Below are 23,845 nucleotides of genomic sequence, written 5' to 3'. Positions count from 1 at the left end.
CTAAGATATTTTTTTGGCAGCATAAAACAAGTAAGTAATGACGTAGTGTAAAATTTATATTATTAATGGAATTCGTATCAAAATTACAAGAGGTTTTTACAGCAAATACAGATGTTGGGAATCAACAGCAGATGCAAGTCTATATGCGTAATTTGTTTCATTTTCATGGGATTAAAGCACCAGTTCGCAAGCAATTGACCAAAGAGTTAACCACTGAACACAAACCGTTTCTACAAGAAAATATTCGTGCAGTTGTAACAAAACTGTACAATTTGCCACAGCGTGAATATCATTATACAGCGATGGAATTGTATCAAAAATTTTCAAACAAGAAGTACGAGTTAAAAGATGGACGTTTTTTCACACGCATGATTACTACACATTCTTGGTGGGACACGGTTGATTTTTTAGCAAAGCACGTATTTGGCAAGTATTTGTTGCAGTTTCCCGAACAGAAACGAAAAATGCTTGATTATTATTCGGAAAATGACAATATGTGGTTGAATAGATCTGCAATTTTGCACCAATTGAGTTATAAAAACGAAACGGACGAAGTTGAATTATTCAAACAATGTATATTACACAAAGAATCAGAAGAATTTTTTATACAAAAAGCCATTGGTTGGGCTTTGCGCGAATATGGAAAAGTACAACCTGAAGCTGTTTTAAACTTCGTAAAAACAACTAAACTTAAAGAATTGAGCGAACGAGAAGCGATTCGGAGATTAGTTTAAAGGTGCTTTGTTTTGAACTTCCAAGAATATTAGTAAAACCTGTATAAATTTTGAGATTTAATTTAACCTGTTTCAAATAGTAATTTTTCAACATTAGTAACGGAATAATCCACGTTATCGACGTCGTTGTAATGCCATAATTAATGTTGGTTAGTTTTACAAATAAAGGAGCAGTTTTCAATGAAAACTGCTCCTTCTTATTGTACTAGATGTTAATTTAAAACAAAATTAGTAAGCTATACTATTACTTAGAACGAGAACCTACAAATTGCTGTGATTTGTTCTTAAACAATACATTAAATGTGGTCAAACTTCCATATATACGTGTAATATATTGTTGTAAATCTATTTTTTCTTGTTCGTCTAAATTACTTGAATTTATTTTTTGCTCCATTACTCGAATACGATCACGAACCATGACTATTTTATGAAAAAAGCCATCAATTGGAAGTTCTTTTCCCTTCAAGTTGGTATCACCTGGTTCCAATACAAGCTTTCCTCCTTTCCATTTGTCAGCAATTGGAATAATTTCAGACACATCTGACCATTTTTTAAGCATATTTCGCAGAATTGTTTCCACTTCATAAAAACTCACACTGTCAACTTCATCTTCAACGGCATCAATTACTTCAAAATCGCTATCAATAGCAATTGTTTCCAATCCATTTTCAATAAAAGTAACCCAATAATGCTTAGAGGTTACGTTAGTTACCACACCTAATCCGTATTCTGGATGTTTAATTCTTGAGCTTATTCCTAAAATATTCATTCTTTTTCGTAGTTATATATAATAATTTATTAATTGCCTATAATATTTTGTAGCTTTAATAGCCAAAGTATTCTCACAAGGAGATTCATGAGTAAAAATAAACATACATTGCGAAATTTGACAAAACATTCGATAAAAAATATAGGAACGCTCGTTTTTCTTAGTATTCTATGTTTCGCTTGCGCGAAAGAACAAAAACAGACTTCAAATCAAACAAGTGAACTTATTGTACAGAAAAATACGATTGAAGAGGAAAACTTAATCAACAAAACTGGTAAAACGATTGAAGCTCGTTTTAATACTCCAAGAAATTACACAAGAATTCCGCTTGAAGCTACTCATTTCGGTTCATATTTAAGGAAATTACCTTTAAAACCTTTTGACAGTCCTGTAAAATATTATGACGGTCGCGAAAAGTATAATAGTAATGTATACGTTTCTGTTGTTGATATGGAAATTGGTACGCGCGACCTACAACAATGCGCAGATGCTGTGATGCGATTACGTGGTGAATATTTATTTGCGCAAAAACGGTTAAACGATATTCACTTTAATTTTCTATCTGACGGAAAACCAAGATATTTCAATACATATGCAAAAGGTGATCATTCCTATAAAAAGTTTCGAAAATACATGAATTATATTTTCGCATATGCAAATACTGCATCGTTGCGAAAAGAATTGGCTAAAGTAACAGACATTAAAGATATTCAAGTTGGTGATGTATTTATTCAGCAAGGAAGACCATTTGGACATGCGGTTATTGTCATTGATGTAGCTGTAAATGAACAAGGAGAAAAAATATTCATGCTAGCACAAAGTTATATGCCTGCACAAGAGACTCAAATTTTAGTAAATAGAAAAAATACCACTTTAAGTCCTTGGTATAAAGCCAAATCAGGAACACTTTACACACCTGAATGGACTTTTGAAAGCACTGATTTACGGCGATTTAAAGAATAAAGCTAACCGTTATAAATACCAAATTAATGAAAAAAGCATTTAAAATTATAGGTAAAGGTATTTTAGGTATTATTGTTTTAGTATTATTACTATTTGCTTTCGTGTACTTTACATATAATGAACCTTTACCAAAAGGAGTTTCTGGGCCAGAAGCTGATGCGCTTGCTACAAAAATACTTAACGCTGTACAGCACGAGCAATATAAAAACACACGATATCTAAGTTGGACATTTCGTGATGCACACCATTATATATGGGATAAAGATCAACAAAAAGTGGAAGTTTCTTGGGATACTGTCAAAGTAAATTTAAACTTAAAAGAGCCAAAAATGAGCATTGTTTCTGTTGACGGTACTAAAACGACTCCTGAAAATGCTTCAAAATATATTGAAAAAGCACTTGCATACTTTCATAATGATTCATTTTGGGTTGTTGCCCCACATAAAGTATTTGACAAAGGTGTAACACGTAGTATCGTTTCTTTAGAAGATAATGAAACAGGATTATTAGTTACTTACAAAAGTGGTGGCACAACACCGGGAGATTCTTATTTGTGGTTGTTAGATAAAAATTATCGTCCAAAAGCTTATAAAATGTGGGTTAGCATTATCCCTATTGGTGGTTTGTATGTTACTTGGGATAATTGGCAACCTACAAAAAGTGGCATCACATTACCTACTGCTCACAGTATGTTTATATTGAATATACCCATCAAAGATGCAAAAGCATGGAACTAAATAGCTGACTTTATGTTAAATTTTAACATTTATTTTAGAGAATTGTTAAATCTTTTATAAGGTATTTTAAAAAAAGAATTAACTTTACCACACTTTTATTAAACTAAAATCAATCTTTTAATTATGAGAAAGAACTACTTTTTTATATTATTATTAATTCCTATACTAGGTTTTTCGCAAGGAAGATCTTTTTGGCAACAAGCGGACGAAACTAAAGTCCAACAATCTGACTTACTTGTTAGAAATTCAACTCCAATAGCTTATGATTTATTTAATTTAAACATGGCTGCTTTAAAACAAGAATTAGCAAATGCTCCTGATAGAGAATTTAATATTCCATCAGAAGTTGTTGTTCAATTCCCAGTAGCAAATGGAGAAATGGAAAACTTCGAAGTATACAATGCTTCTGTAATGGACCGTGAATTTGCTGCGAACTACCCAGAAATTCAATCATATGTAGCTGTAAGTAGAGAAAATACAGGTACTATAATCCGTTTTTCTACAACAGTTTTTGGATTTCATGCTACGGTTCATACAATTGGAAAAACTTACTATATAGATCCAATGACAACAGATTTGCAAACATATATAATGTATGCTAAAGAAAATTTATATGGAAATAGCTTAGAAGAAAAAATTGGATGTATGGTAGATGATGCTGCATCTGATGAAAATAGAACTCATGATAATGGAGGCTTCACTCCTGAAAATGCAAATGATGGTACGTTAAGAACATTCCGTTTAGCTTTATCATGTACACAAGAATATGCGAACTATCATATTAATGCTGCTGGGCAAGCTGCTGCTATAGATGCTGTTAAAAGAGCAACTGTATTAGCTGCAATGAACGTAACAATGACTAGAGTAAATGCCGTTTTTGAAAGAGACATGTCATTAACAATGACTTTAGTAGATAATACAAGTATTATATTCCTTGCTGAAAATGATGGATTTACTGACGATAACGCAAATTTATTAATCGGTGAAAATCAAGTAATTATAGATGCAAACATTGGTACTGCTAACTACGATATAGGACACGTATTCACTACAGGTGGAGGTGGATTAGCTTCCTTAGGTGGTATTTGTTTCAGTAATGCTAAAGCAAGAGGTGTTACTGGTTCGCCAAACCCTGTTGGAGATCCTTTTGATATTGATTTCGTAGCACACGAAATGGGACACCAATTTGGAGCACCACATACATTTAACGGAAGTCAAGGTAACTGTTCTGGTGGAAATAGAAGTTCTACAACAGCTGTAGAACCTGGTAGTGGAACAACAATTATGGCATATGCTGGAATTTGTGGTTCTGATAACGTTCAAAACAATAGTGATGATCATTTCCATGCTATAAGTATTGATAATATGTGGACTAGATTAAATCAAGCACCTGTTTGTTCTTCAAATACAGCTAATGGAAATACAGCACCAGTTGTAGATGCTGGTAATGACTATACAATTCCTTATGGAACTGCTTTTACATTATCTGGAACGGGAACTGATGCTAATGGAACTACATTATCATACTGCTGGGAACAAGTAGATGTTGGACTTGTTGCAGGTGTGCCAAATACGACAAGTACAACTGATCCACAATTTAGATCATACTCTCCAATGGCAACAGGAGAACGTACATTCCCTCAATTAAGTGATATCTTAGATGACAACTTAACACCAACATGGGAAGTAATGCCAAGTGTAGCAAGAACAATGGACTTTGCTTTAACAGTAAGAGACAATGGTACACCAAATGGAGGACAAACAAATAGAGACGATATGACAGTTACATTGGCTAATACTGGCCCATTTAGAGTAACTGCACCTGATACAACAAATGAAAGCTTTTCAACAGGAGCTACAACAACAATTACTTGGGATGTTGCTGGAACAACAGCAAATGGAATCAACACTTCTAATGTAAATATCTTATTATCAACTGATGGTGGACTTACATTCCCAACTACATTAGCTGCTAACACAGCAAATGATGGTTCTCAGTCAATTACATTCCCATTTGTATTTGAACCTTATTGCCGAATTAAAATTGAAGCTGTTGGAAATATTTTCTTTGCTATTTCAAAATCATTCTCTGTAGGAGCTACCGTAACAACAGCTATGAGTTGTAATACATACACTACAGGACCTATTGCAACTGCAATTCCTGATGGAAATGGTGTTGCTCAACCAGCAGCAGGTAACCCTGTTTTTGTTCCTATTACGGTAACAGAATCAACTCCTGTTACTGACATTAGAGTAAGTGTTGACATGACACATACTTTTGTTGGTGATATACTTATGCAATTACAAGAACCTAATGGTAGTAGTATCTCAAATGTTTGGAGTGGTAACTGTGGATCTAATGATGATGTTGATATTACTTTTAAAGATGATGAAGGAGCAATTGTTTGTGGAAATCCTACAGTAGGATTAGCTGCTCCTGCAAACCCATTGAATGTATTTAATGGAAGTAACCCTTCTGGGACATGGAATCTAGTATTTGTTGATTTCTTTAGTGGAGACACAGGAATTGTTAATGAAGTATCTATCGAGCTATGTACAACTGTGACTACGGTTGTTTTAAGTAACGAAGAGTTTGCTTTAGAAAACTTCTCTTTATATCCAAATCCGAACAAAGGAGAGTTCTCATTATCATTTAACTCTCAATCTGGAGAAAATATTGATGTAGCTGTACACGATATTTCTGGAAGATTAGTTCATTCTAAAAAATACAATGCTACATCTACATTTAAAGAGAACATTTCTTTAAATAACGTAAGCACAGGTATGTATTTAATTACAGTAACTGATCAGGAAAAGACAGTAACAAAGAAGTTGATTGTAGAGTAATCATTCTTCACAAAATATATCAAAAACTCCGAAGCAATTGTTTCGGAGTTTTTTTATGAAATTAAATCGTAAAAAACTTAGTGCAAACTATATTCGATTACACATATCAACTATTAATGATAATAGCTAATTTCACAGGTTTTACGTATAAAGAAATTAATATCATTATATGGTTTATAATTATTCCACTTTCATGGATAGTACTACTTGATAAAATATACAAGCAACGAAAACTAACCATCATATTCTTACTATTCATAATCGCTTCACTCCTACTCATTCCAAACTTTACAAGGTTTTGTGATTGGTTATTTCAACAATCTGTAAATTTTCTAAACCTATTCAATAGTGCAGGAAGTAATTACGTTGCTTCTTCCGTTATTATTTGTGTATTGATTCCAATTATAATCTATGTAATTTTGATTCGAAAAGCATTCTTTAAAAAAAGTAATAATTAGGATTATTCTAGTTTAATAACTGCTTCCAAAATTCGTATCTTTGCACTTTTGCAAAAAACTATGACGAATTACGAGGAAAATATAGAAGTTCAGGGAGCAAGAGTTCATAACCTAAAAGATATTGACGTTACGATTCCAAGGGAGAAATTGGTCGTGATTACAGGACTTTCAGGAAGTGGAAAATCATCTTTAGCCTTTGACACCATTTACGCAGAAGGACAACGACGTTATATAGAAACATTTTCTGCGTATGCGCGACAATTCTTAGGTGGTTTAGAACGACCAGATGTAGACAAAATTGATGGTTTATCACCCGTAATTGCCATAGAACAAAAAACAACAAGCAAAAGTCCACGTTCTACTGTGGGAACGATTACTGAAATTTACGATTTTCTTCGACTTTTATTTGCCCGAGCTTCAGATGCGTACAGTTACAATTCTGGTGAAAAAATGATTAGTTATAGTGATGAACAAATCAAAAAATTAATTCTATCAGATTTTAACGGAAAACGTGTCAATGTACTTGCTCCTGTAATTCGCTCACGTAAAGGTCATTATCGTGAGTTATTTGAAAACATTGCTAAGCAAGGTTTTGTAAAAGTTCGTGTTGATGGTGAAATTTTAGACATTCAAAAAGGAATGCGACTCGATCGTTATAAAACACATGACATTGAAATTGTAATTGATCGTTTAGTAATTAATGATGAAGTTGATAATGACAAACGTCTTACAGAGACGATCAAAACGGCGATGTATCACGGTGATGATGTATTAATGGTTATTGATCAAGATGCACCAACGGAAGCACGTTATTTCAGTCGTAATTTAATGTGTCCATCTTCTGGAATTTCATATCCAAATCCTGAACCAAACACTTTCTCATTCAACTCTCCCAAAGGAATGTGCCCTAATTGTAACGGATTGGGAACTTTGCACGAAGTCAATGAAGCAAAAGTAATTCCCGATACAAAAGCCACAATAAAAGGTGGAGGAATTGCTCCTTTAGGCGATTATAAAAAGTCTTGGATTTTTAAGCAATTAGAAATTATTGCAGAACGTTATGAGTTCAAATTAAGCGATCCTATCAAAAATATTCCAAAAGAAGCCATGGAAGTAATTCTAAATGGTGGAAACGAAAAATTCTCAGTAGTTAGCAAAACTCTTGGTGTTACACGCGACTATAAAATTGATTTTGAAGGAATTGTAAGCTTTATAAAAAGTCAATATGAAGATAGTGAATCTTCTTCTATCAAACGTTGGGCAAAAAATTACATGGACAAAGTAGATTGTTCAGAATGTGGAGGATCACGCTTACGCAAAGAATCATTATATTTTAAAGTAAACGAAAAAAATATTGCTGAATTAGCAACAATGGATGTTGTAGAATTGGCTGCTTGGTTTGATAACTTAAAAGATAATCTTTCTGAAAAACAACAAAAAATAGCAACGGAAGTAGTTAAAGAAATTTCTACACGATTGCGCTTTTTGTTAGATGTTGGTTTAAATTATCTCGCATTAAATAGAAGTTCGAAATCTTTATCAGGTGGAGAAGCACAACGTATCCGATTGGCAACACAAATTGGTTCTCAATTGGTAGGTGTTTTATATATTTTAGATGAACCAAGTATTGGTTTACATCAACGAGATAATGAAAAACTAATTAATTCTCTGGAATCTTTACGTGATATTGGAAATTCTGTTATTGTGGTCGAACATGATAAAGATATGATAGAACGCGCTGATCATGTGATTGATATTGGTCCGCACGCAGGAAGACATGGTGGTGAAATCATTTCAGAAGGAACACCAAAAGAATTATTAACGCATGATACGCTTACGGCTGCATATTTAAACGGAAACAAAGAAATTGCTATTCCAACTGAACGTAGAAAAGGAAATGGTAAAAAGTTGATCTTAAAAGGAGCTACAGGAAACAACTTGAAAAATGTTTCTGTAGAATTTCCATTAGGTAAAATGATTGGTGTTACAGGTGTTTCAGGAAGCGGAAAATCGACTTTAGTCAATGAAACCCTCTACCCTATTTTGAATGCGCATTTCTTTAATGCAGTAAAAAAACCAATGCCATATAAAAGCATTAAAGGGTTAGAACATATTGACAAGGTAATTGATATTAATCAATCGCCAATTGGCCGTACACCACGATCAAATCCAGCAACATACACAGGTGTTTTTAGTGAAATACGTAGTTTATATGCAAAAACACCCGAAGCGATGATTCGTGGTTACAAACCAGGAAGATTTAGCTTTAATGTAAAAGGCGGACGTTGTGAAACCTGTCAAGGTGGTGGATTGCGTGTGATAGAAATGAACTTCTTGCCAGATGTGTATGTAGAATGCGAAACGTGTAATGGAAAACGATTTAATCGTGAAACCTTAGAAATTCGTTACAAAGGAAAATCTATTGCCGATGTGTTAAGCATGACTATGAATGAAGCGGTGAGTTTCTTTGAACATATTCCAAAAATCTATAGAAAACTGAAAACCATCAAAGATGTTGGTTTAGGCTATATTACACTTGGGCAGCAAAGTACAACGCTTTCTGGTGGTGAAGCACAACGTATTAAACTTGCTACAGAATTATCAAAAAGAGATACTGGAAATACTTTTTATATTTTAGATGAACCAACAACTGGACTGCATTTTGAAGACATCCGTGTGTTGATGGAAGTTTTAAATAAACTCGTTGATAAAGGAAATACAATTGTTGTTATTGAGCACAATATGGATGTAATTAAAATGGCAGATTATATTATAGATATTGGTTATGAAGGTGGAAAAGGTGGCGGACAAGTGGTTACTAAAGGAACTCCAGAAGAAGTTGCTAAACACAAAACAAGTCATACAGCACGCTTTTTGAAGAAGGAATTAGCATAATTAAAGTCTGTAATAATATAAAAAAATGAACATATACAGATATTTGCGTACATATACTGTATCAATGCTTCTTATAAAGTTTCTATGTAACCCTCGATTCTATTGAAGCATTTCTATAAGGAATTTTTAAGGTACTTTATAGAATGTAATAGTTATAAAACAAAAAGAGTGTCTCATATGAAACACTCTTTTCTTCCTTGAATTAATAAATAAACTACGTAAAACTAAACTATTTTTTTATGCTTTTATCGTTCGTTTTGTAACTTTCAAGTTACTTTTCTGTATTTATAATGCTTAAAAAGCACATTTCTGGTTCGAACGAAAAGTTGTTAATTTGTAGTGTTTTCTGCAAATTCTCATTTTCTTGATATTCTCTTCTTCCAGAAATGTAACAACTAAATAAATTAAGGTGAGAAATATAAATTCTTTTGGAGATACAATTAGATATTTACATTAATAACTGAATAGCTTTTTCATCATTTGCATTTTTTTGTTTGACTAATTTTATGATGCAAATAAAGCCTCAAAAGTCCTATAATACAATGCAAATATGGTGAAGTGGAAAAATGAGCCTTGAAAGTGACTATTGAAAGATTGACTAAATGTCATAAATTTGGATTATTACCTATTATGCAATGAATATTTAATTTCCACTCATTAATTACTAGAAATAATATTATATAATTCAAAGAATTAAGCATATATCTTATCTTTCATAATTTCACATACAAATCCTTTTTTACTAATTAATGAAACTATTTTTTCAATACTAAAATAGATTCCTTTTATTCTAATAACTGTATGACCACATGGATAGGGTAAATTAGTTTCGTCCATATCATAATCAATTTTCAATTCAGGAAACTCAGTTTTGAGCATCTTTACTACTTTTTTAGCCTCTATAGTTTTCCTAATATTTGTAATAAAAACTTCTATCATTCTAAAATTGTTCATGTGTTAATTCCATATTAACCATTGCTCCAGCAATATTACCGTTAGCAACTGCATTAGCAACCGATCGCATCATCGTTGAATTATCGCCACAAGCAAAAACACCTTCTATCGTTGTTTTTTGAAAACTATCTACTTTAATATATCCTTGTTCTGTTAGCTCACATCCTAGAGAAATTGGTATTTCTGAATGTTGTTTAAAAGGAAGAGCTGCATAAACAGCATCAAATTTCATTTTGCTTCCATCTTTAAAAATAAGATTACTTATATGTCCATTAGAATGTTCTATTTCTGTAACTTCTTCTTCTACAACATTAATAGTATGTTTATTTAATTTAGTGAGTTGCTCTGTATTAAAATCTTCTTTTCCTGAAGTTAGAATTGAAATAGTATTTGTTAGATTATTAACTAGTGAAGCTACATGAATTGCCTTATCACCATTTGCCATAATTCCTGTTTTTTGACCTTTAAATTCATATCCATGACAATATGGACAGTGTATAACTGAAATTCCCCAACATTCTGAAAAACCTTTTATATTTGGCATTATATCTTTTATTCCTGTTGCAAAAATTATTTTTTTACCGATAAATTCTATCCCTTTTTCTGTAGTGATATGAAAACCTTTATCAGATTTCTTTCCTTTTATAGCAAAATCTTCAACGAAACTAACCGTTTCATAATTCAACACTTGCAACTTTGCTTTACTTGAAATTTCAGCTGGTGGAATTCCGTCCTGCGTTATAAAATTATGAGAATGTGGTGTTTGTCGATTACATGGTAAACCGCCATCTATTATTAATACATTACGCAATGAACGTCCCAACGTCATTGCTGCAGAAAGACCTGCATAACTTCCTCCAATTATTATTACTTCAAAATTTTTATTGTTTCCCATAGTATTAAATTTTATGAAACTTGTTAATGAGATAGGCATTGCCAATGCTAAAGCAGCCATTCCTGTTTGTTTTATTACTTCTCTTCTCGTCATTACACCATTCATTAATGCAATGTTGTCGCATTAATTGTTTTGCAAATATATTATCTTTTTGTATTATTGCAACATAGTCGCACTAATTTTTTTTCAACTATGGTAATGAAAAGGAGAAATACACCTACTAAAGAAGCTGTTATTAATGTTTTATCAAAAACTGGTAAAGCAATGAGTCAAAGTGCTATTGAAAAAAAAATAAATTTAAAAAGTGATAGAGCTACTATTTACAGAGTCTTAAATCGTTTTTGTGAAGATGGTGTTTTACATAAAATTGTTGCAGAAGATGGCAAACAATATTTTGCACTTTGTGTTAATTGTAAGGAGAATAAATTACCTAAAAATCATTTTCATTTTCGCTGCACAAGCTGTCAAACCATAGAGTGTTTACATGAGCCTGTTCATTTTTCAGTTCCTAAAAACTATTCTGTAGAAAGTATTAATTGCGTTTTAACAGGCACTTGTCCAAAATGCATCTAAATTCTCTTGTTGACCTATATGATTTAACCAACTAGAACTGAATATGATAGGTAGCATGAAATCCAAAAAAGAAGTTGCCATCATTAAAATTGAAATTCTTTGTGGTTTGCGTAATAAAGCTATCTTCTGTAAAAAACGGATTGTTCGTCATTTTAAACTGTAATAACAACTTGCTTACTTCCCAATTAGCACCAAGTGAAAATGCTCCGTAAGTCTCGCGCGATTCCAACTCATTGACAACATAATAATATTCAGATACTATAGATACGTGATTGCTCAACTTATAACGTCCACCAAAACCAACAGCAAAATGATTATGATCATCCAATGCTGACTTTGATGAAGTTCTGTGAATAAAAGTTGGCGCTATTTGCAATGAAAAATTTCTAGAAAATTTGTGTGCAATCAACACTTGTGACGTGAAAGCAAGTTTACTTCCAAAATCATTTCGTGATTCAATTCCGTACACAAAACGAGTTCGATATGCTGCTGTTTGTAAAAGTGTAATACTCAATGGATTTTTGCCATCATCAGTTTGACGAAACAATCTATATTTCAAATACGCATCCATAATTCCGCTAGCAGGATTTCCTGCTCCATAGCCGAAACCAAAGGTCAATCGATCAGAAATTCCATAATCTAAACCAAAACGCGTACTCATTTTATCTGCAATAAAAGATTTTCCATTAGAATTTGGAATATCCCAATAACGTGACATAAAAGAAATTTCGAGTGTATTTCTTTTACGTGTTTCCACGGAATGTCCAATGGATATATGAGTTCCTTTAAAAGTAGCCATTGTATAATTGTCAATATCCTGTGACTCATTATTTAATTTATCTAAAAGATTTTGAGCCGTTACAAATGGAGATATACTTAAGAAAAGTACCCAAATTACATATTTACTTTTCATAGGGTGCATAATTAAAATTAAACGAAACTTCTATTTTTTTTGAAATGTTTGGCGATAATAATGGTGGTACATTAATGTTATAATCATCAATCAATACATCCAAAGTACCAGAAATGGTATATCTATTATCGCTTCTAGTTATAGTTGCTTTTACTTCAACAGGTTTTGTGATGTTTTTAAGCGTAAAATCACCTTTTATAATTTTAGTTTGTGTTTCTTCATCTTTAGCATCAAAACCAATAATAGTACCTGTAAATGTTGCTTTTGGATATAAATCAGATTCTATATAACTTTCGTTAAAATGTTCTCGCATTAATGTTTTTTTAAACACAAAAGCACGCATTAAAATACTGACTGCAATTTCTTGTGTTTCAGGGTTAAAAAGACTTAAAACTTGATTATTAGTTGCCTGAATATTTTCTACGGAAGTGTATGAAAAGAAAGTCACCTGACCTTGCCGTTCAATATATTCATTGGTTTCAGAGGTAATACTAGAGGAAATAATAAAAATTAATGCTAGTAAAAATTTATTCATAAATTCTTCTTATATAATTACACAGTGTAAAAGGATTATATCCATTAAAAATCCTTTCAAAATTCCTTTTAACTTTATGTTTTGTCCAGCATAAAGCTTTACAATATCTCTATTTTGGTTAATCTGCATTTCGCACAATATATATGTTTTATCAGAATCTCCCTTTAAAATTAAACTATATTTCCCATCTTGATACGTAATTTCTTTTATTTCACCTTCAATTTCAATTGCTTTTTCAATAAAACCTTCTAGTTTTTGCTGTTTGTTTTCTAGTTTCAATAAAAGTTCGTTAGTCGTGAAAACTTCTGCTGTTTCTATTTTTGTGGTATCTATTACTCCACTATTCAACATCTTAATTATAAAAACAAGGCATAAAATAACCATAGACAATACAATTACTATTTTGTGTTGTTTTTTTGTTTTCATAATTACACTAAAAGCTTATTCATAATAAGATTCAATTTTTGTAATAAATATTTCATAAAAATACTCTTTTCCCGCCGCTTACAACGGTCGAAAGTATCTGAAACGGAAAATAAAACCTTAAAACGGAATATTAAATGCTAAGATTCACGGGTATAATGCAACGATATGTTATTTTAGTACTTTATAAAAAGAATTGTTTTTATCAATGAAAAATTCCAGAATATATCTATATACTACTTTAGGATTTGTGTTAGTATATATTTTAATTATTGTTTTACTGGTAATGCCACTAACGGTAAAGTTTAAAAGTACTACTGTATTACAGAACAATATCAATTTAGCCACACAGGAAATACATCAAATGAGTATTGTAACCGGTGATGCTTTAGCAAATAATATAGACAAGAAAATTATTATTAATAGTATCAAAAAAGCAACTTCAGGAAGCGATAATGAAAGTATCTACTTATCTGTTTTTGATTGGTCAGGGAAATTTGTTAGTTATCCTGATGTGACAAAAATTGGAGAAAAAAATCAACAAAAAAGCAATACCATTTCCAACATGAAAAGTGTGGTAACAGGTAAAGAATTATATGATTTAGTTCAAAATAGAAACCCTGATGCCAAAGAAACTTCAGAAGTTATTGCCATGCGTCCAATTGCAAATTCAGATTTAATTATTGCAGCGCATTTAAATATCAAAAACATACAGCTACAAATCAGTACATTTAAAGAACAGCTTAAAACCATTTTTTTAATTCTAGGATTAATCTTGTTAGTACTAGTTTTAGTCATTACAAGAATACTATCTTTATATTATGAACGCATTATCGATAGTAAAACAGCTAAACTTGAAGATGGTGTTTTAAACTTATCCAAATTAAACAACTCGCTCGAAATCTATCAAAAAAGTGTTGCTTCATTACAAAATAATACACCCGAAAAAAGAGAAGAAGAAAGCATTGAAGTAAATTCAAAGGAAATTCCCAAACAACGTTTACTTACTTTTATTAGAAATGAATTAATGCCTATTGCTATTACAGATATCTCATATATCTATGTAGAAAACTCTATATCCTACGTGGTTCGTAAAGATGGAAAACGTTATACCGCAAACGATAGTTTAGATCAACTATATGCAACTTTAGATTCTAAATTATTTTTTAGAGCTAACCGACAAACTATTGTAGCTATTTATGCCATTGATAAAATCATAAAATACGGTAATAGCGCGCTCAAAATAGAAATGCAACCGATTTCAGAAATTGATATTATCATTGGTAAAAATAAAGTAGCTGTCTTCAAAAAATGGTTAGACATGTAAAAATCAAGGAGTTTAAAATCAATTTTAATAAACGACTTAATACTTTGTTAAAAAGAATACGACTTCCAAGCTTGATTTTTATCTTTACATAAAGAACATTTTTATAGGAATAAGCATAAAAAATTTGATCACAATTCTATATAAAATAGTATCTTAGCACGTTTTGATTAAAAATTAATTATAGAATATGAGAAAAGAAAAAAACCACAAAGGTTGGAATGAGATAAAAACAAACGATTCTTGGGCACTTTTTAAAATCATGGGAGAATTCGTAAACGGATTTGAGAAAATGAGCCAAATTGGTCCTTGTGTATCTATATTTGGATCTGCACGTACAAAACCAGAAGACAAATACTATAAACTTGCTCAGGATATTGCACACAAAATTGTAGATCATGGATATGGTGTCATTACTGGTGGTGGACCTGGAATTATGGAAGCAGGTAACAAAGGAGCGCATTTAGGTGGCGGAACTTCTGTAGGACTAAATATTGTACTTCCTTTTGAACAACACGACAATCCATATATTGATTCAGATAAAAATATCAATTTTGATTACTTCTTTGTTCGTAAAGTGATGTTTGTAAAATATTCACAAGGATTTGTAGTAATGCCTGGAGGATTTGGAACATTAGACGAATTATTTGAAGCAATTACACTAATTCAAACGAAAAAAATTGACAAATTCCCTATCATATTAGTTGGTACAGAGTTCTGGACAGGATTGATGGATTGGGTAAAAGCTACATTATTAGACAAGTTTGGTAATATTAGCGCTCACGATTTAGATCTAATCCATATTGTGGATAATGAAGATGAAGTATTAGACATCTTGGATGCTTTCTATAAGAAAACAAACCTAAGTCCTAACTTCTAAAAAAAGAAGTTTTGTAGAATAATTGCACCCGAAAAAGAAAAATGAAAAAAATACTATTCATCCTTTGCTTGCTAGGCTTAGGATTACAACAACATAATGCTCAGGAAAATATCAAGACGATGTTTTATAACGTCTTGAATTTTCCTGACATTTCTCCAAGTCGAATTGATGATTTAGAGACGGTATTTACGGACTATCAACCAGATTTATTTATGGTATGCGAGCTGAACGATTCGTTTGGTGCTGAGCAAATTTTAACCCGATTGCAAACCATCAATCCAAATTATGCACAAGCAACATTTTTCACAAATACATCTGATGACAACTCTGGCGATTTCAATTCGTTGCAAAATTTGATCTATTATGATAGTTCAAAATTTATTTTAGAAGGACAAGATATTGTACAAACTACAATTCGCGATTTCAATCGATATACTTTAAAACTAAATACAGTTGACCAAACAAATAATCCAATTCGTTTGGAAGTATTTGTTGGGCATTTAAAAGCTGGAAACTCTCCAGAAGATGAATTGCGGCGTTTTTTAATGGTGGAAGAATTAATTTCGTATTTATCTACGCTTGACGCGAATAGTAATATATTATTTGCTGGCGATTTGAATCTATACACAAGTAATGACATTACGTTCAACAAACTTACAGATGCTACAAATGCGATCACATTAGCAGATCCAATCAATCGTTTAGGAGATTGGCATAACAACAGTAGTTTTGTAGATATATTCACACAGTCAACACGTACACAAAGTGGTTTAGGTGGTGCTTCTGGAGGATTTGATGATCGTTTCGATTTTATCTTAACTTCTGAAAACATGTTGACGAATACAGATATATACTATGTTCCAAACTCGTATAAATCATTCGGAAACAACCAAAATCCTGATTGTTATAACAGAGCAATCAACTCATCTGACTGTGCAGAAGTAATGAATTCTGGAATCAATTACTCACAAAGTTTACGCAACGCATTACACGACATGAGCGATCATTTACCAGTAGTGATGGAATTAGAAACAACAGAGCAATTATTAAGTACTTCAGAATTTAATCAAAAAGTTACTTTTAACTTCATACGAGGGAACGTAACCTCAAATGAACTTTCATTTGTGTTAAATTCTTCCAAAAAAGACAATGAATATGTTATATATAGCGTTTTAGGTCAAAAATTACAGTCCGGAACTATAAAAAATAACGATATTACGACTATAAATGTTGGAACACTTCCGAAAGGAATTTATTATCTAACAATAGAAAATTATATAGAAACAAAAAAATTCATAAAACAATAATTGAGCACTACACGCATCTACTTCGTTCCCTACTTACTCTTGTTCTTTAGCGTTTTAGCTTTTGGACAACATAAAAATACAATCACAGCTACTTTACAAGCTGAGGAAAACAGCATGGTTATTTCTCAAGAAATTACCTATACAAATGAAACAAATACTACTCTCAATGAAGTTTATTTCAACGATTGGAGTCATAGCTTCTCTGGGAAAAATACGCCTTTAGCGAAACGCTTTGCAGAAGAATACCACCGTAATTTTCACTTAGCACGAAAACGTAAGCGTGGAAATACAAATATCAAGAATTTTACACTTAATGGAAGTGCTGCAAATTGGGAACGACTAGATGAACAAGTAGATATCATAAAAGTAACCTTAGATTCACCTTTGCAACCGAATCAAAGTATTACCTTCAATTTAAATTATACAGTCAAATTGCCTAGTGACGAATTTACACGTTACGGATACAAAAATAATGGTGATTTCAGTTTACGCTTTTGGTATATTACACCAGCAGCATACAGAAATGGTTGGAAGCTTTACAGTAACAAAAACTTAGACGATTTATACACAGAACAAGCGGAACATGATATTACACTTATCTATCCGAAAAAATACAATGTAGTTTCTAGTGCAGATACGAAGGAAGAAAGTGAAAAAGGATACACAAAACTCAAAGGCGCTAACGTAAAAGAAATTACAGTATTATTACGTCAAAACTCAGAGTTTAAAACATTTCAAACGGATAAAGTAAACATTACTACAAATTTGGATGCCTATGGTTTGGATGAAAAAATGCAAGCAATTGCCGTTGATAAAGTTGTACAATTTATTTATGAGAATTTAGGTGAGTTTCCTCGAAAAGAAATGTTGATTTCTAGAATTGACAATAAAAAGAATCCAGTATACGGATTGGGACAGTTACCTTCTTTTATTCGTCCGTTTACAGACGATTTTCAATATGAAATAAAAATTCTAAAAGCGATTCTTACCAAAAACTTAGAAGAATCGATGTGGATGGATACACGTACAGAAAAGTGGATTTCTGACGCTTTAGAAACATACATGCTAATGGTGTATGCAGAAACGCACTATCCAAACATGAAGTTAACTGGTGGATTATCAAAAGTTTGGGGAATTCGTTCGTACGAATTTGCTAAACTAGAATTCAATGATCAATATCCGTTTCTATTCATGTTAATGGCGCGTAAAAACATTGATCAACCATTAAGTACATCAAAAGATTCGCTAGTAAAATTCAACAATAATATCGCCAACAAATACAAAGCAGGAGTTGGATTAAAATACCTAAAAAGCTATTTTGACAATACTGTAATTGACGAATTTGTAAAAGAATTCTATACTAAAAACAGATTGAAAAAAGCAACACGTGCTGATTTTCAAAACTTATTAGAATCCAAAGCGCCAAAAGACATTAATTGGTATTTTGACAACTATGTAGATTCCAGAAAACGAATTGATTACAAAATAAAAAGTGTAGAAAAAGTAGATGATTCACTTCAAGTGACAATCAAAAACAAATATGATGGTAACTTCCCTATTTCACTTTTTGGAATTAAAAACGATACGGTTGTTTCCAAACATTGGGTAACTGACATTGGCGAAAAGAAAACGGTAACCATTCCACGAGAAGGTGTAGATCGGTTGGTACTAAATTATGATAAAATCATTCCAGAATTTAATCAACGTGACAACTGGAAATCATTAAATGGATTTTTTGCAAACAATAAAAAATTAAAGTTTACTTTCTTTAAAGATGCCGAAAATCCACATTACAATCAAATATTCTTTGTGCCAATTGCACAATTCAATTTATACGATGGTTTTACGCCAGGAATGCGTTTTTACAACAAAACATTCCTAACAAAACGCTTATTATACGATTTAAAACCTTCGTACGGATTGCGTTCGCAAAAAGTAGTAGGTTCAGGAAGTGTTTCCTATCGTCATGATATTGAAAGTAAAAGCGATTTATATTTTGCTCGTTTTTCCATGTCTGGAAATTACTATCATTACGAAGAAGATTTAGCGTATACGCGATTTGTTCCGAAAGTAACATTTGGTTTTAGAAATCCTGATTTTAGATCCAATCAAAAAGAATTCTTAGACTTTAGATATGTTATTGTACAACGTGAACAATCTGAACTTATAGAACTTGAAAACGAACCAAATTACAGTGTTTTCAATGCACGTTATGTGTATTCAAATCCTGATCCAATACGTCATTTAACGTGGTTTACAGATTTTCAAATAGCAAAACGATTTTCTAAGGTTTCATTCAATCTTAATTATAGAAAGCTTTTTCAAGATAACAGACAGTTAAATGTGCGTTTCTTTGTTGGTAAATTTTTATTCAATGATACCAACTCGGACTTCTTTAGTTTTGCCTTAGACAGGCCTACAGATTATTTATTCGATTATAACTATTATGGACGTTCAGAAGATGAAGGATTGTTCAGTCAGCAATTAATTGTTGCCGAAGGTGGATTTAAATCAAAACTAGACAATCCATTTGCGAATAACTGGATTGGAACTGTAAATGCAAGTTATAGCATTTGGAAATGGATTGAAGCATATGGAGATATAGGAATGATAAAGAATACAAACATAAACACACGTTTTGTATACGACTCTGGAATTCGTTTAAATTTAGTACCTGACTATTTTGAACTTTATTTCCCTGTATATTCTAACAATGGTTGGGAAATTGCACAACCTGGCTTTGACGAACGTATTCGATTCATTGTAACATTAAGTCCAAAAACACTGACGAAACTATTCACACGAAAGTGGTTTTAAACACTATTCTTTTGATTACAAATTATCAATAGAAATAATAGGAATTCCTGTTATACTATATATCATAAACCATGTTTAGAATATTTTTCTTTCCAAATAAACCCTATCTATTCAAACCGAAATTGAAAACTCGAAGATTTGGGTTAATGTGGTTTGAAAAAAGAAGGAAAAATCAAGAAAGTCATTATCAAGGTTATTTCACTTTCAAACCTACAATTAATAATAAGGTAAACATATTCATTGATGCTAAAAAAGGAGAATTAAGTCGAGAGTCACTTCTCTTTTTTGATGAATTCGAACGAAATTATACCAAAATTTGTGATAACTTAAAGAAACCTTTATCTGATAAATTAAGCCAACAGGAATTACCCAAAATTGAAATCAATAATATAAAGCATGATTTCAAATTAGATGCTATAATTATAAAAAAAACGACTCCTGAAAAACAACTATGGCGCGTACGCTTCACAAATTCAGATATTGCAATTACGGGTGTTACTTTTCATTTCGAAAATTGGGATTTAGTAAAAATCACTTAAAAAAACCGCATAAAACAACCTGTGTCAAAATTTAAATAATTATCAGTGAAAAAGTCTTTTTCCTACGAATTTTAAATAAATCACAATTAAAATTAACTTTTACTGAATAATTCACATTTTTTTAAGATGTTTAGCTGTTGCAAAAACGCTCACTTTTTGTTACATTTGCAACACTTCAATCCACAAGAACTATGCAAGCAAAAGTTGAAAACACACAAGATATTTCATTCGATCAATTCAAAGAAGAAATCATTCGCGATTATACTACAGCAGTAATCAGTAGAGAATGTAGTCTTCTTGGTCGTAGAGAAGTATTGACTGGAAAAGCCAAGTTTGGTATTTTCGGAGACGGAAAAGAAGTTCCTCAATTAGCCTTAGCAAAAGCATTCCAAAATGGGGATTTTCGATCTGGTTATTATAGAGATCAAACTTTTATGATGGCAATTGGCGAACTAAACATTCAACAATTTTTTGCTGGTTTGTATGCACATACAGATATTGATGTAGAACCAATGTCAGCCGGAAGACAAATGGGCGGACACTTTGCTACACATAGTTTGGATAAAAATGGTGAGTGGAAAAACTTGATGCAACAAAAGAATTCAAGTGCCGACATCTCTCCTACTGCCGGACAAATGCCGCGTTTGCTAGGATTAGCACAAGCATCAAAAATATATAGAAACGTTTCAGGAATCAATACAGAAAAATTCTCTGATAACGGAAATGAAATTGCTTGGGGAACTATAGGTAACGCAAGTACAAGTGAAGGTTTATTCTTTGAAACCATCAACGCAGCCGGCGTTTTACAAGTTCCTATGGTGATGAGTGTTTGGGATGATGAATACGGAATTTCTGTTCATGCAAAGCATCAAACAACAAAAGAAAATATTTCTGAAATCTTAAAAGGTTTTCAACGTACAGAAACTGAAAAAGGATATGAAATTTTCACCGTAAATGGTTGGGATTATCCTTCGTTAATAGCAACGTACCAAAAAGCATCTGATGTTGCACGTGCAGAACATGTTCCTGTGTTAATTCATGTTCAACAAGTAACGCAACCGCAAGGACATTCTACTTCTGGTTCGCATGAACGCTATAAGAGTAAAGAACGTTTAGCTTGGGAAGTTGAATACGATTGTAATGCGCAAATGCGTAAATGGATGCTAGAAAATGGTATCGAAACGGAGGAAAACTTAAAAACCTTAGAAAAAGATATCAAAAAACAGGTTCGTGATGGTAAAAAAGCAGCCTGGAAAGCGTTTGTAGCGCCAATGAAACAAGAACAATTAGAAGCTGTAAGTTTATTAGAAAATTTAGCACAATCAAGTCCTAATAAAGTATTCATCAATAAGCTAAAAGAAGAATTAGCTGCTATTGCAGAGCCAATTCGTAAAGAAATTGCAAGTTATACTCGTAAAGCATTGCGTATAGTTGTTGGTGAAACTTCTATTGAAAAACAAGCCTTAGCACATTGGATTAAAGCATATTTTGAAAAAATTCAACCTAAATATAGTTCACACTTATACAGTGAATCTAACAAAAAAGTAGCTAAAATTGATGCAAGCGCACCAACATATAGTGAAAGTTCAGAAGAAGTAGATGCACGTTTGATATTAAGAGATAACTTTGATGCTATCTTTTCAAAATATCCAGAAGTATTAATTTTTGGTGAAGATGCTGGAGAAATTGGTGATGTAAACCAAGGACTAGAAGGAATGCAAGAGAAATATGGTGAATTGCGTGTTTCGGATACGGGAATTCGTGAAGCAACCATTCTTGGACAAGGAATTGGAATGGCAATGCGTGGATTACGCCCAATTGCTGAAATTCAATACTTAGATTATTTACTATATGCGTTGCAAATTATGAGTGATGATTTAGCAACCTTACAATACAGAACTAAAGGAACACAAAAAGCACCTGTAATCATTAGAACGCGTGGGCATCGTTTGGAAGGAATTTGGCATTCTGGTTCGCCAATGGGCGCAATCATCAATGCAATCAGAGGAATTCATGTATTGGTTCCAAGAAACATGACCAAAGCAGCAGGGTTTTACAATACTTTATTAGAAAGTGATGAACCTGCACTGGTAATTGAATGTTTAAACGGTTATCGTTTAAAAGAACAGTTACCAACAAACTTAGGTGAGTTCAAAACACCTTTAGGCGTTGTAGAAACAATCAAGGAAGGAACTGACATGACTATTGTTTCGTATGGCTCTACCTTACGAATTATAGAACAAGCTGCCAAAGAATTACAAGCAGTCGGAATTGATATCGAAATCATTGATTGTCAATCCTTATTGCCTTTTGATATCAGTCATGATATTGTAAAAAGCGTTGCTAAAACAAATCGTTTATTAGTTATTGACGAAGATGTGCCTGGTGGTGCTTCGGCGTTTATTTTACAACATATTGTAGATGAACAAAATGGATATAAACATTTAGATAGTAAACCACAAACATTAACAGCAAAAGCGCATAGACCTGCATACGGAACGGATGGAGATTACTTTTCTAAGCCTTCTACTGAAGATGTGTTTGAAAAAATTTATGCCATGATGCATGAATCAAATCCTACGGAATATCCAGAATTATACTAATTCTGTTGTTATGTTGAACTTTATTCAACACCATCATAAAATATACAAACGCCAAACTTTATCGAGTTTGGCGTTTTATGTAAAATGATTTTGCCACTAGCCTACTTCTTTCAAATTAGTTCAAAATACTTTAGACTTTTAAAATTAAATAATACAACTAATATAGTTGTCTAGCTAACTATATTTAGTATATTTGCATATGATTAATCATAATTTATATTTTCAAATAGAGATTACAGCTCGAAAGATTAGACATTTTGGTCAAAGCATACTTAATAAATATCAACTAGACATTACAATAGAACAATGGTTGGTTTTAAAAACCATATTAGAAAATGAAGGTGTAAGTCAATTAAGAATTGGAGAATTACTTCTGAAAGACAAGCCAACTATTTCTAGAATGATTAAACATCTAGTTAATTGTGGATATATTAAAAAAGAAAATGATGCTTTAGATTTAAGAAAGTATTCAATCAATCTAACTGATAAAGGTCATGAACTAATGGACAAACTGCTTCCTATAATTGAAAATATTAGATTACAAGGACTAAATAGTATTACAGAAAGTGAACAAACTAGTTTAAATAACATTCTTTTAAAAATTCAAAATAATATAGCTAAATAATTTTTTACACATATAGTTGTCTAGCTAACTAATTACAAACCTTTTAAATAATTC

The 23,845-nt window shown here is 32.0% G+C and carries 20 protein-coding genes; 14 read left to right on the top strand and 6 right to left on the bottom strand.

What is annotated here, in order from left to right; genetic code table 11:
- Positions 1-65: 65 nt before the first annotated feature.
- Positions 66-734, top strand: a complete 669-nt coding sequence (locus Q0828_RS11520; protein WP_298420737.1) for a DNA alkylation repair protein — start codon at positions 66-68, stop codon at positions 732-734.
- A 244-nt stretch (positions 735-978) separates the two neighbouring features.
- On the opposite strand, the gene Q0828_RS11515 is transcribed toward Q0828_RS11520, so the two are convergent.
- Positions 979-1,503 (bottom strand): hypothetical protein, encoded by a 525-nt coding sequence (locus Q0828_RS11515; RefSeq protein WP_298420735.1) that lies wholly within the window; start codon positions 1,501-1,503, stop codon positions 979-981.
- Between the two features lie 87 nt (positions 1,504-1,590).
- Between Q0828_RS11515 and Q0828_RS11510 the strand changes: the two genes are divergently transcribed.
- The 5 genes from Q0828_RS11510 (at position 1,591) to uvrA (ending at position 9,403) form a co-directional block, all read left to right on the top strand.
- A complete protein-coding gene (locus Q0828_RS11510) occupies positions 1,591-2,466 on the top strand; it encodes a DUF4846 domain-containing protein (protein WP_298420733.1) in 876 nt (291 codons plus the stop codon).
- Between the two features lie 26 nt (positions 2,467-2,492).
- Complete coding sequence (locus tag Q0828_RS11505; RefSeq protein ID WP_298420731.1) at positions 2,493-3,203, top strand: hypothetical protein; 711 nt, start codon at positions 2,493-2,495, stop codon at positions 3,201-3,203.
- A 123-nt stretch (positions 3,204-3,326) separates the two neighbouring features.
- Positions 3,327-6,050 carry a reprolysin-like metallopeptidase gene (locus tag Q0828_RS11500; protein WP_298420729.1) on the top strand — a complete coding sequence of 908 codons (2,724 nt, stop codon included), beginning with the start codon at positions 3,327-3,329 and terminating at the stop codon, positions 6,048-6,050.
- 80 nt (positions 6,051-6,130) lie between these two features.
- The gene (locus Q0828_RS11495; RefSeq protein WP_298420727.1) at positions 6,131-6,508 is read left to right on the top strand and encodes a hypothetical protein; all 378 of its coding nucleotides are present in this window, start codon (positions 6,131-6,133) and stop codon (positions 6,506-6,508) included.
- 60 nt (positions 6,509-6,568) lie between these two features.
- On the top strand, positions 6,569-9,403 hold the full coding sequence (uvrA, locus tag Q0828_RS11490) for an excinuclease ABC subunit UvrA (protein ID WP_298420725.1): 2,835 nt from the start codon (positions 6,569-6,571) through the stop codon (positions 9,401-9,403).
- Positions 9,404-10,096: 693 nt separating this feature from the next.
- Here uvrA and Q0828_RS11485 read toward each other — a convergent pair.
- A complete protein-coding gene (locus tag Q0828_RS11485) occupies positions 10,097-10,282 on the bottom strand; it encodes a hypothetical protein (protein ID WP_298420723.1) in 186 nt (61 codons plus the stop codon).
- Positions 10,283-10,343: 61 nt separating this feature from the next.
- Entirely contained in the window at positions 10,344-11,252 is a 909-nt protein-coding gene (locus Q0828_RS11480) for an NAD(P)/FAD-dependent oxidoreductase (RefSeq protein ID WP_298421987.1), read from the bottom strand.
- A gap of 198 nt (positions 11,253-11,450) precedes the next feature.
- Between Q0828_RS11480 and Q0828_RS11475 the strand changes: the two genes are divergently transcribed.
- A complete protein-coding gene (locus Q0828_RS11475; protein ID WP_298420721.1) occupies positions 11,451-11,825 on the top strand; it encodes a transcriptional repressor in 375 nt (124 codons plus the stop codon).
- Between the two features lie 31 nt (positions 11,826-11,856).
- On the opposite strand, the gene Q0828_RS11470 is transcribed toward Q0828_RS11475, so the two are convergent.
- The 3 genes from Q0828_RS11470 to Q0828_RS11460 are packed head-to-tail and all read right to left on the bottom strand — an operon-like array spanning position 11,857 to position 13,699.
- Positions 11,857-12,738, bottom strand: a complete 882-nt coding sequence (locus Q0828_RS11470; protein WP_298420717.1) for a DUF5777 family beta-barrel protein — start codon at positions 12,736-12,738, stop codon at positions 11,857-11,859.
- Positions 12,728-13,273: a YceI family protein gene (locus tag Q0828_RS11465; RefSeq protein ID WP_298420715.1), complete on the bottom strand. Its 546-nt coding sequence runs from the start codon at positions 13,271-13,273 to the stop codon at positions 12,728-12,730. The genes Q0828_RS11470 and Q0828_RS11465 overlap by 11 nt, the downstream gene beginning before the upstream one ends.
- A 9-nt stretch (positions 13,274-13,282) precedes the next feature.
- Complete coding sequence (locus Q0828_RS11460) at positions 13,283-13,699, bottom strand: hypothetical protein (RefSeq protein ID WP_298420713.1); 417 nt, start codon at positions 13,697-13,699, stop codon at positions 13,283-13,285.
- A gap of 205 nt (positions 13,700-13,904) precedes the next feature.
- On the opposite strand from Q0828_RS11460, the gene Q0828_RS11455 reads away from it, so the two are divergent.
- From Q0828_RS11455 to Q0828_RS11425, 7 genes are all read left to right on the top strand, one after another.
- Positions 13,905-15,023, top strand: a complete 1,119-nt coding sequence (locus tag Q0828_RS11455) for a LytTR family DNA-binding domain-containing protein (RefSeq protein WP_298420711.1) — start codon at positions 13,905-13,907, stop codon at positions 15,021-15,023.
- Positions 15,024-15,210: 187 nt separating this feature from the next.
- The gene (locus Q0828_RS11450) at positions 15,211-15,900 is read left to right on the top strand and encodes a TIGR00730 family Rossman fold protein (protein WP_298420709.1); all 690 of its coding nucleotides are present in this window, start codon (positions 15,211-15,213) and stop codon (positions 15,898-15,900) included.
- A 41-nt stretch (positions 15,901-15,941) separates the two neighbouring features.
- Entirely contained in the window at positions 15,942-17,207 is a 1,266-nt protein-coding gene (locus Q0828_RS11445; protein WP_298420707.1) for a T9SS type A sorting domain-containing protein, read from the top strand.
- Positions 17,208-20,024 carry a metalloprotease gene (locus Q0828_RS11440; protein WP_298420705.1) on the top strand — a complete coding sequence of 939 codons (2,817 nt, stop codon included), beginning with the start codon at positions 17,208-17,210 and terminating at the stop codon, positions 20,022-20,024.
- A gap of 71 nt (positions 20,025-20,095) precedes the next feature.
- Positions 20,096-20,563: a hypothetical protein gene (locus Q0828_RS11435; protein ID WP_298420703.1), complete on the top strand. Its 468-nt coding sequence runs from the start codon at positions 20,096-20,098 to the stop codon at positions 20,561-20,563.
- Positions 20,564-20,754: 191 nt separating this feature from the next.
- Entirely contained in the window at positions 20,755-23,166 is a 2,412-nt protein-coding gene (locus Q0828_RS11430; protein ID WP_298420701.1) for an alpha-ketoacid dehydrogenase subunit alpha/beta, read from the top strand.
- A 199-nt stretch (positions 23,167-23,365) separates the two neighbouring features.
- A complete protein-coding gene (locus tag Q0828_RS11425) occupies positions 23,366-23,791 on the top strand; it encodes a MarR family transcriptional regulator (protein ID WP_298420699.1) in 426 nt (141 codons plus the stop codon).
- Positions 23,792-23,845: the final 54 nt, after the last annotated feature.

The organism is uncultured Kordia sp. (assembly GCF_947496985.1).
In the GTDB taxonomy this organism is placed as follows: domain Bacteria; phylum Bacteroidota; class Bacteroidia; order Flavobacteriales; family Flavobacteriaceae; genus Kordia.
This window is presented reverse-complemented; position numbering and strand designations above follow the sequence as displayed.

Excerpts from the sequence above, each read along its gene's own strand:
- Q0828_RS11480 (WP_298421987.1), bottom strand. The coding sequence starts at position 11,252 with ATGGGAAACAATAAAAATTTTGAAGTAATAATAATTGGAGGAAGTTAT.
- Q0828_RS11425 (WP_298420699.1), top strand. The coding sequence starts at position 23,366 with ATGATTAATCATAATTTATATTTTCAAATAGAGATTACAGCTCGAAAG.
- Q0828_RS11470 (WP_298420717.1), bottom strand. The coding sequence starts at position 12,738 with ATGAAAAGTAAATATGTAATTTGGGTACTTTTCTTAAGTATATCTCCA.
- Q0828_RS11505 (WP_298420731.1), top strand. The coding sequence starts at position 2,493 with ATGAAAAAAGCATTTAAAATTATAGGTAAAGGTATTTTAGGTATTATT.
- Q0828_RS11435 (WP_298420703.1), top strand. The coding sequence starts at position 20,096 with ATGTTTAGAATATTTTTCTTTCCAAATAAACCCTATCTATTCAAACCG.
- Q0828_RS11485 (WP_298420723.1), bottom strand. The coding sequence starts at position 10,282 with ATGCTCAAAACTGAGTTTCCTGAATTGAAAATTGATTATGATATGGAC.
- Q0828_RS11455 (WP_298420711.1), top strand. The coding sequence starts at position 13,905 with ATGAAAAATTCCAGAATATATCTATATACTACTTTAGGATTTGTGTTA.
- Q0828_RS11475 (WP_298420721.1), top strand. The coding sequence starts at position 11,451 with ATGAAAAGGAGAAATACACCTACTAAAGAAGCTGTTATTAATGTTTTA.
- Q0828_RS11460 (WP_298420713.1), bottom strand. The coding sequence starts at position 13,699 with ATGAAAACAAAAAAACAACACAAAATAGTAATTGTATTGTCTATGGTT.
- Q0828_RS11430 (WP_298420701.1), top strand. The coding sequence starts at position 20,755 with ATGCAAGCAAAAGTTGAAAACACACAAGATATTTCATTCGATCAATTC.
- Q0828_RS11520 (WP_298420737.1), top strand. The coding sequence starts at position 66 with ATGGAATTCGTATCAAAATTACAAGAGGTTTTTACAGCAAATACAGAT.
- Q0828_RS11515 (WP_298420735.1), bottom strand. The coding sequence starts at position 1,503 with ATGAATATTTTAGGAATAAGCTCAAGAATTAAACATCCAGAATACGGA.
- Q0828_RS11510 (WP_298420733.1), top strand. The coding sequence starts at position 1,591 with ATGAGTAAAAATAAACATACATTGCGAAATTTGACAAAACATTCGATA.
- uvrA (WP_298420725.1), top strand. The coding sequence starts at position 6,569 with ATGACGAATTACGAGGAAAATATAGAAGTTCAGGGAGCAAGAGTTCAT.
- Q0828_RS11500 (WP_298420729.1), top strand. The coding sequence starts at position 3,327 with ATGAGAAAGAACTACTTTTTTATATTATTATTAATTCCTATACTAGGT.
- Q0828_RS11465 (WP_298420715.1), bottom strand. The coding sequence starts at position 13,273 with ATGAATAAATTTTTACTAGCATTAATTTTTATTATTTCCTCTAGTATT.
- Q0828_RS11450 (WP_298420709.1), top strand. The coding sequence starts at position 15,211 with ATGAGAAAAGAAAAAAACCACAAAGGTTGGAATGAGATAAAAACAAAC.
- Q0828_RS11445 (WP_298420707.1), top strand. The coding sequence starts at position 15,942 with ATGAAAAAAATACTATTCATCCTTTGCTTGCTAGGCTTAGGATTACAA.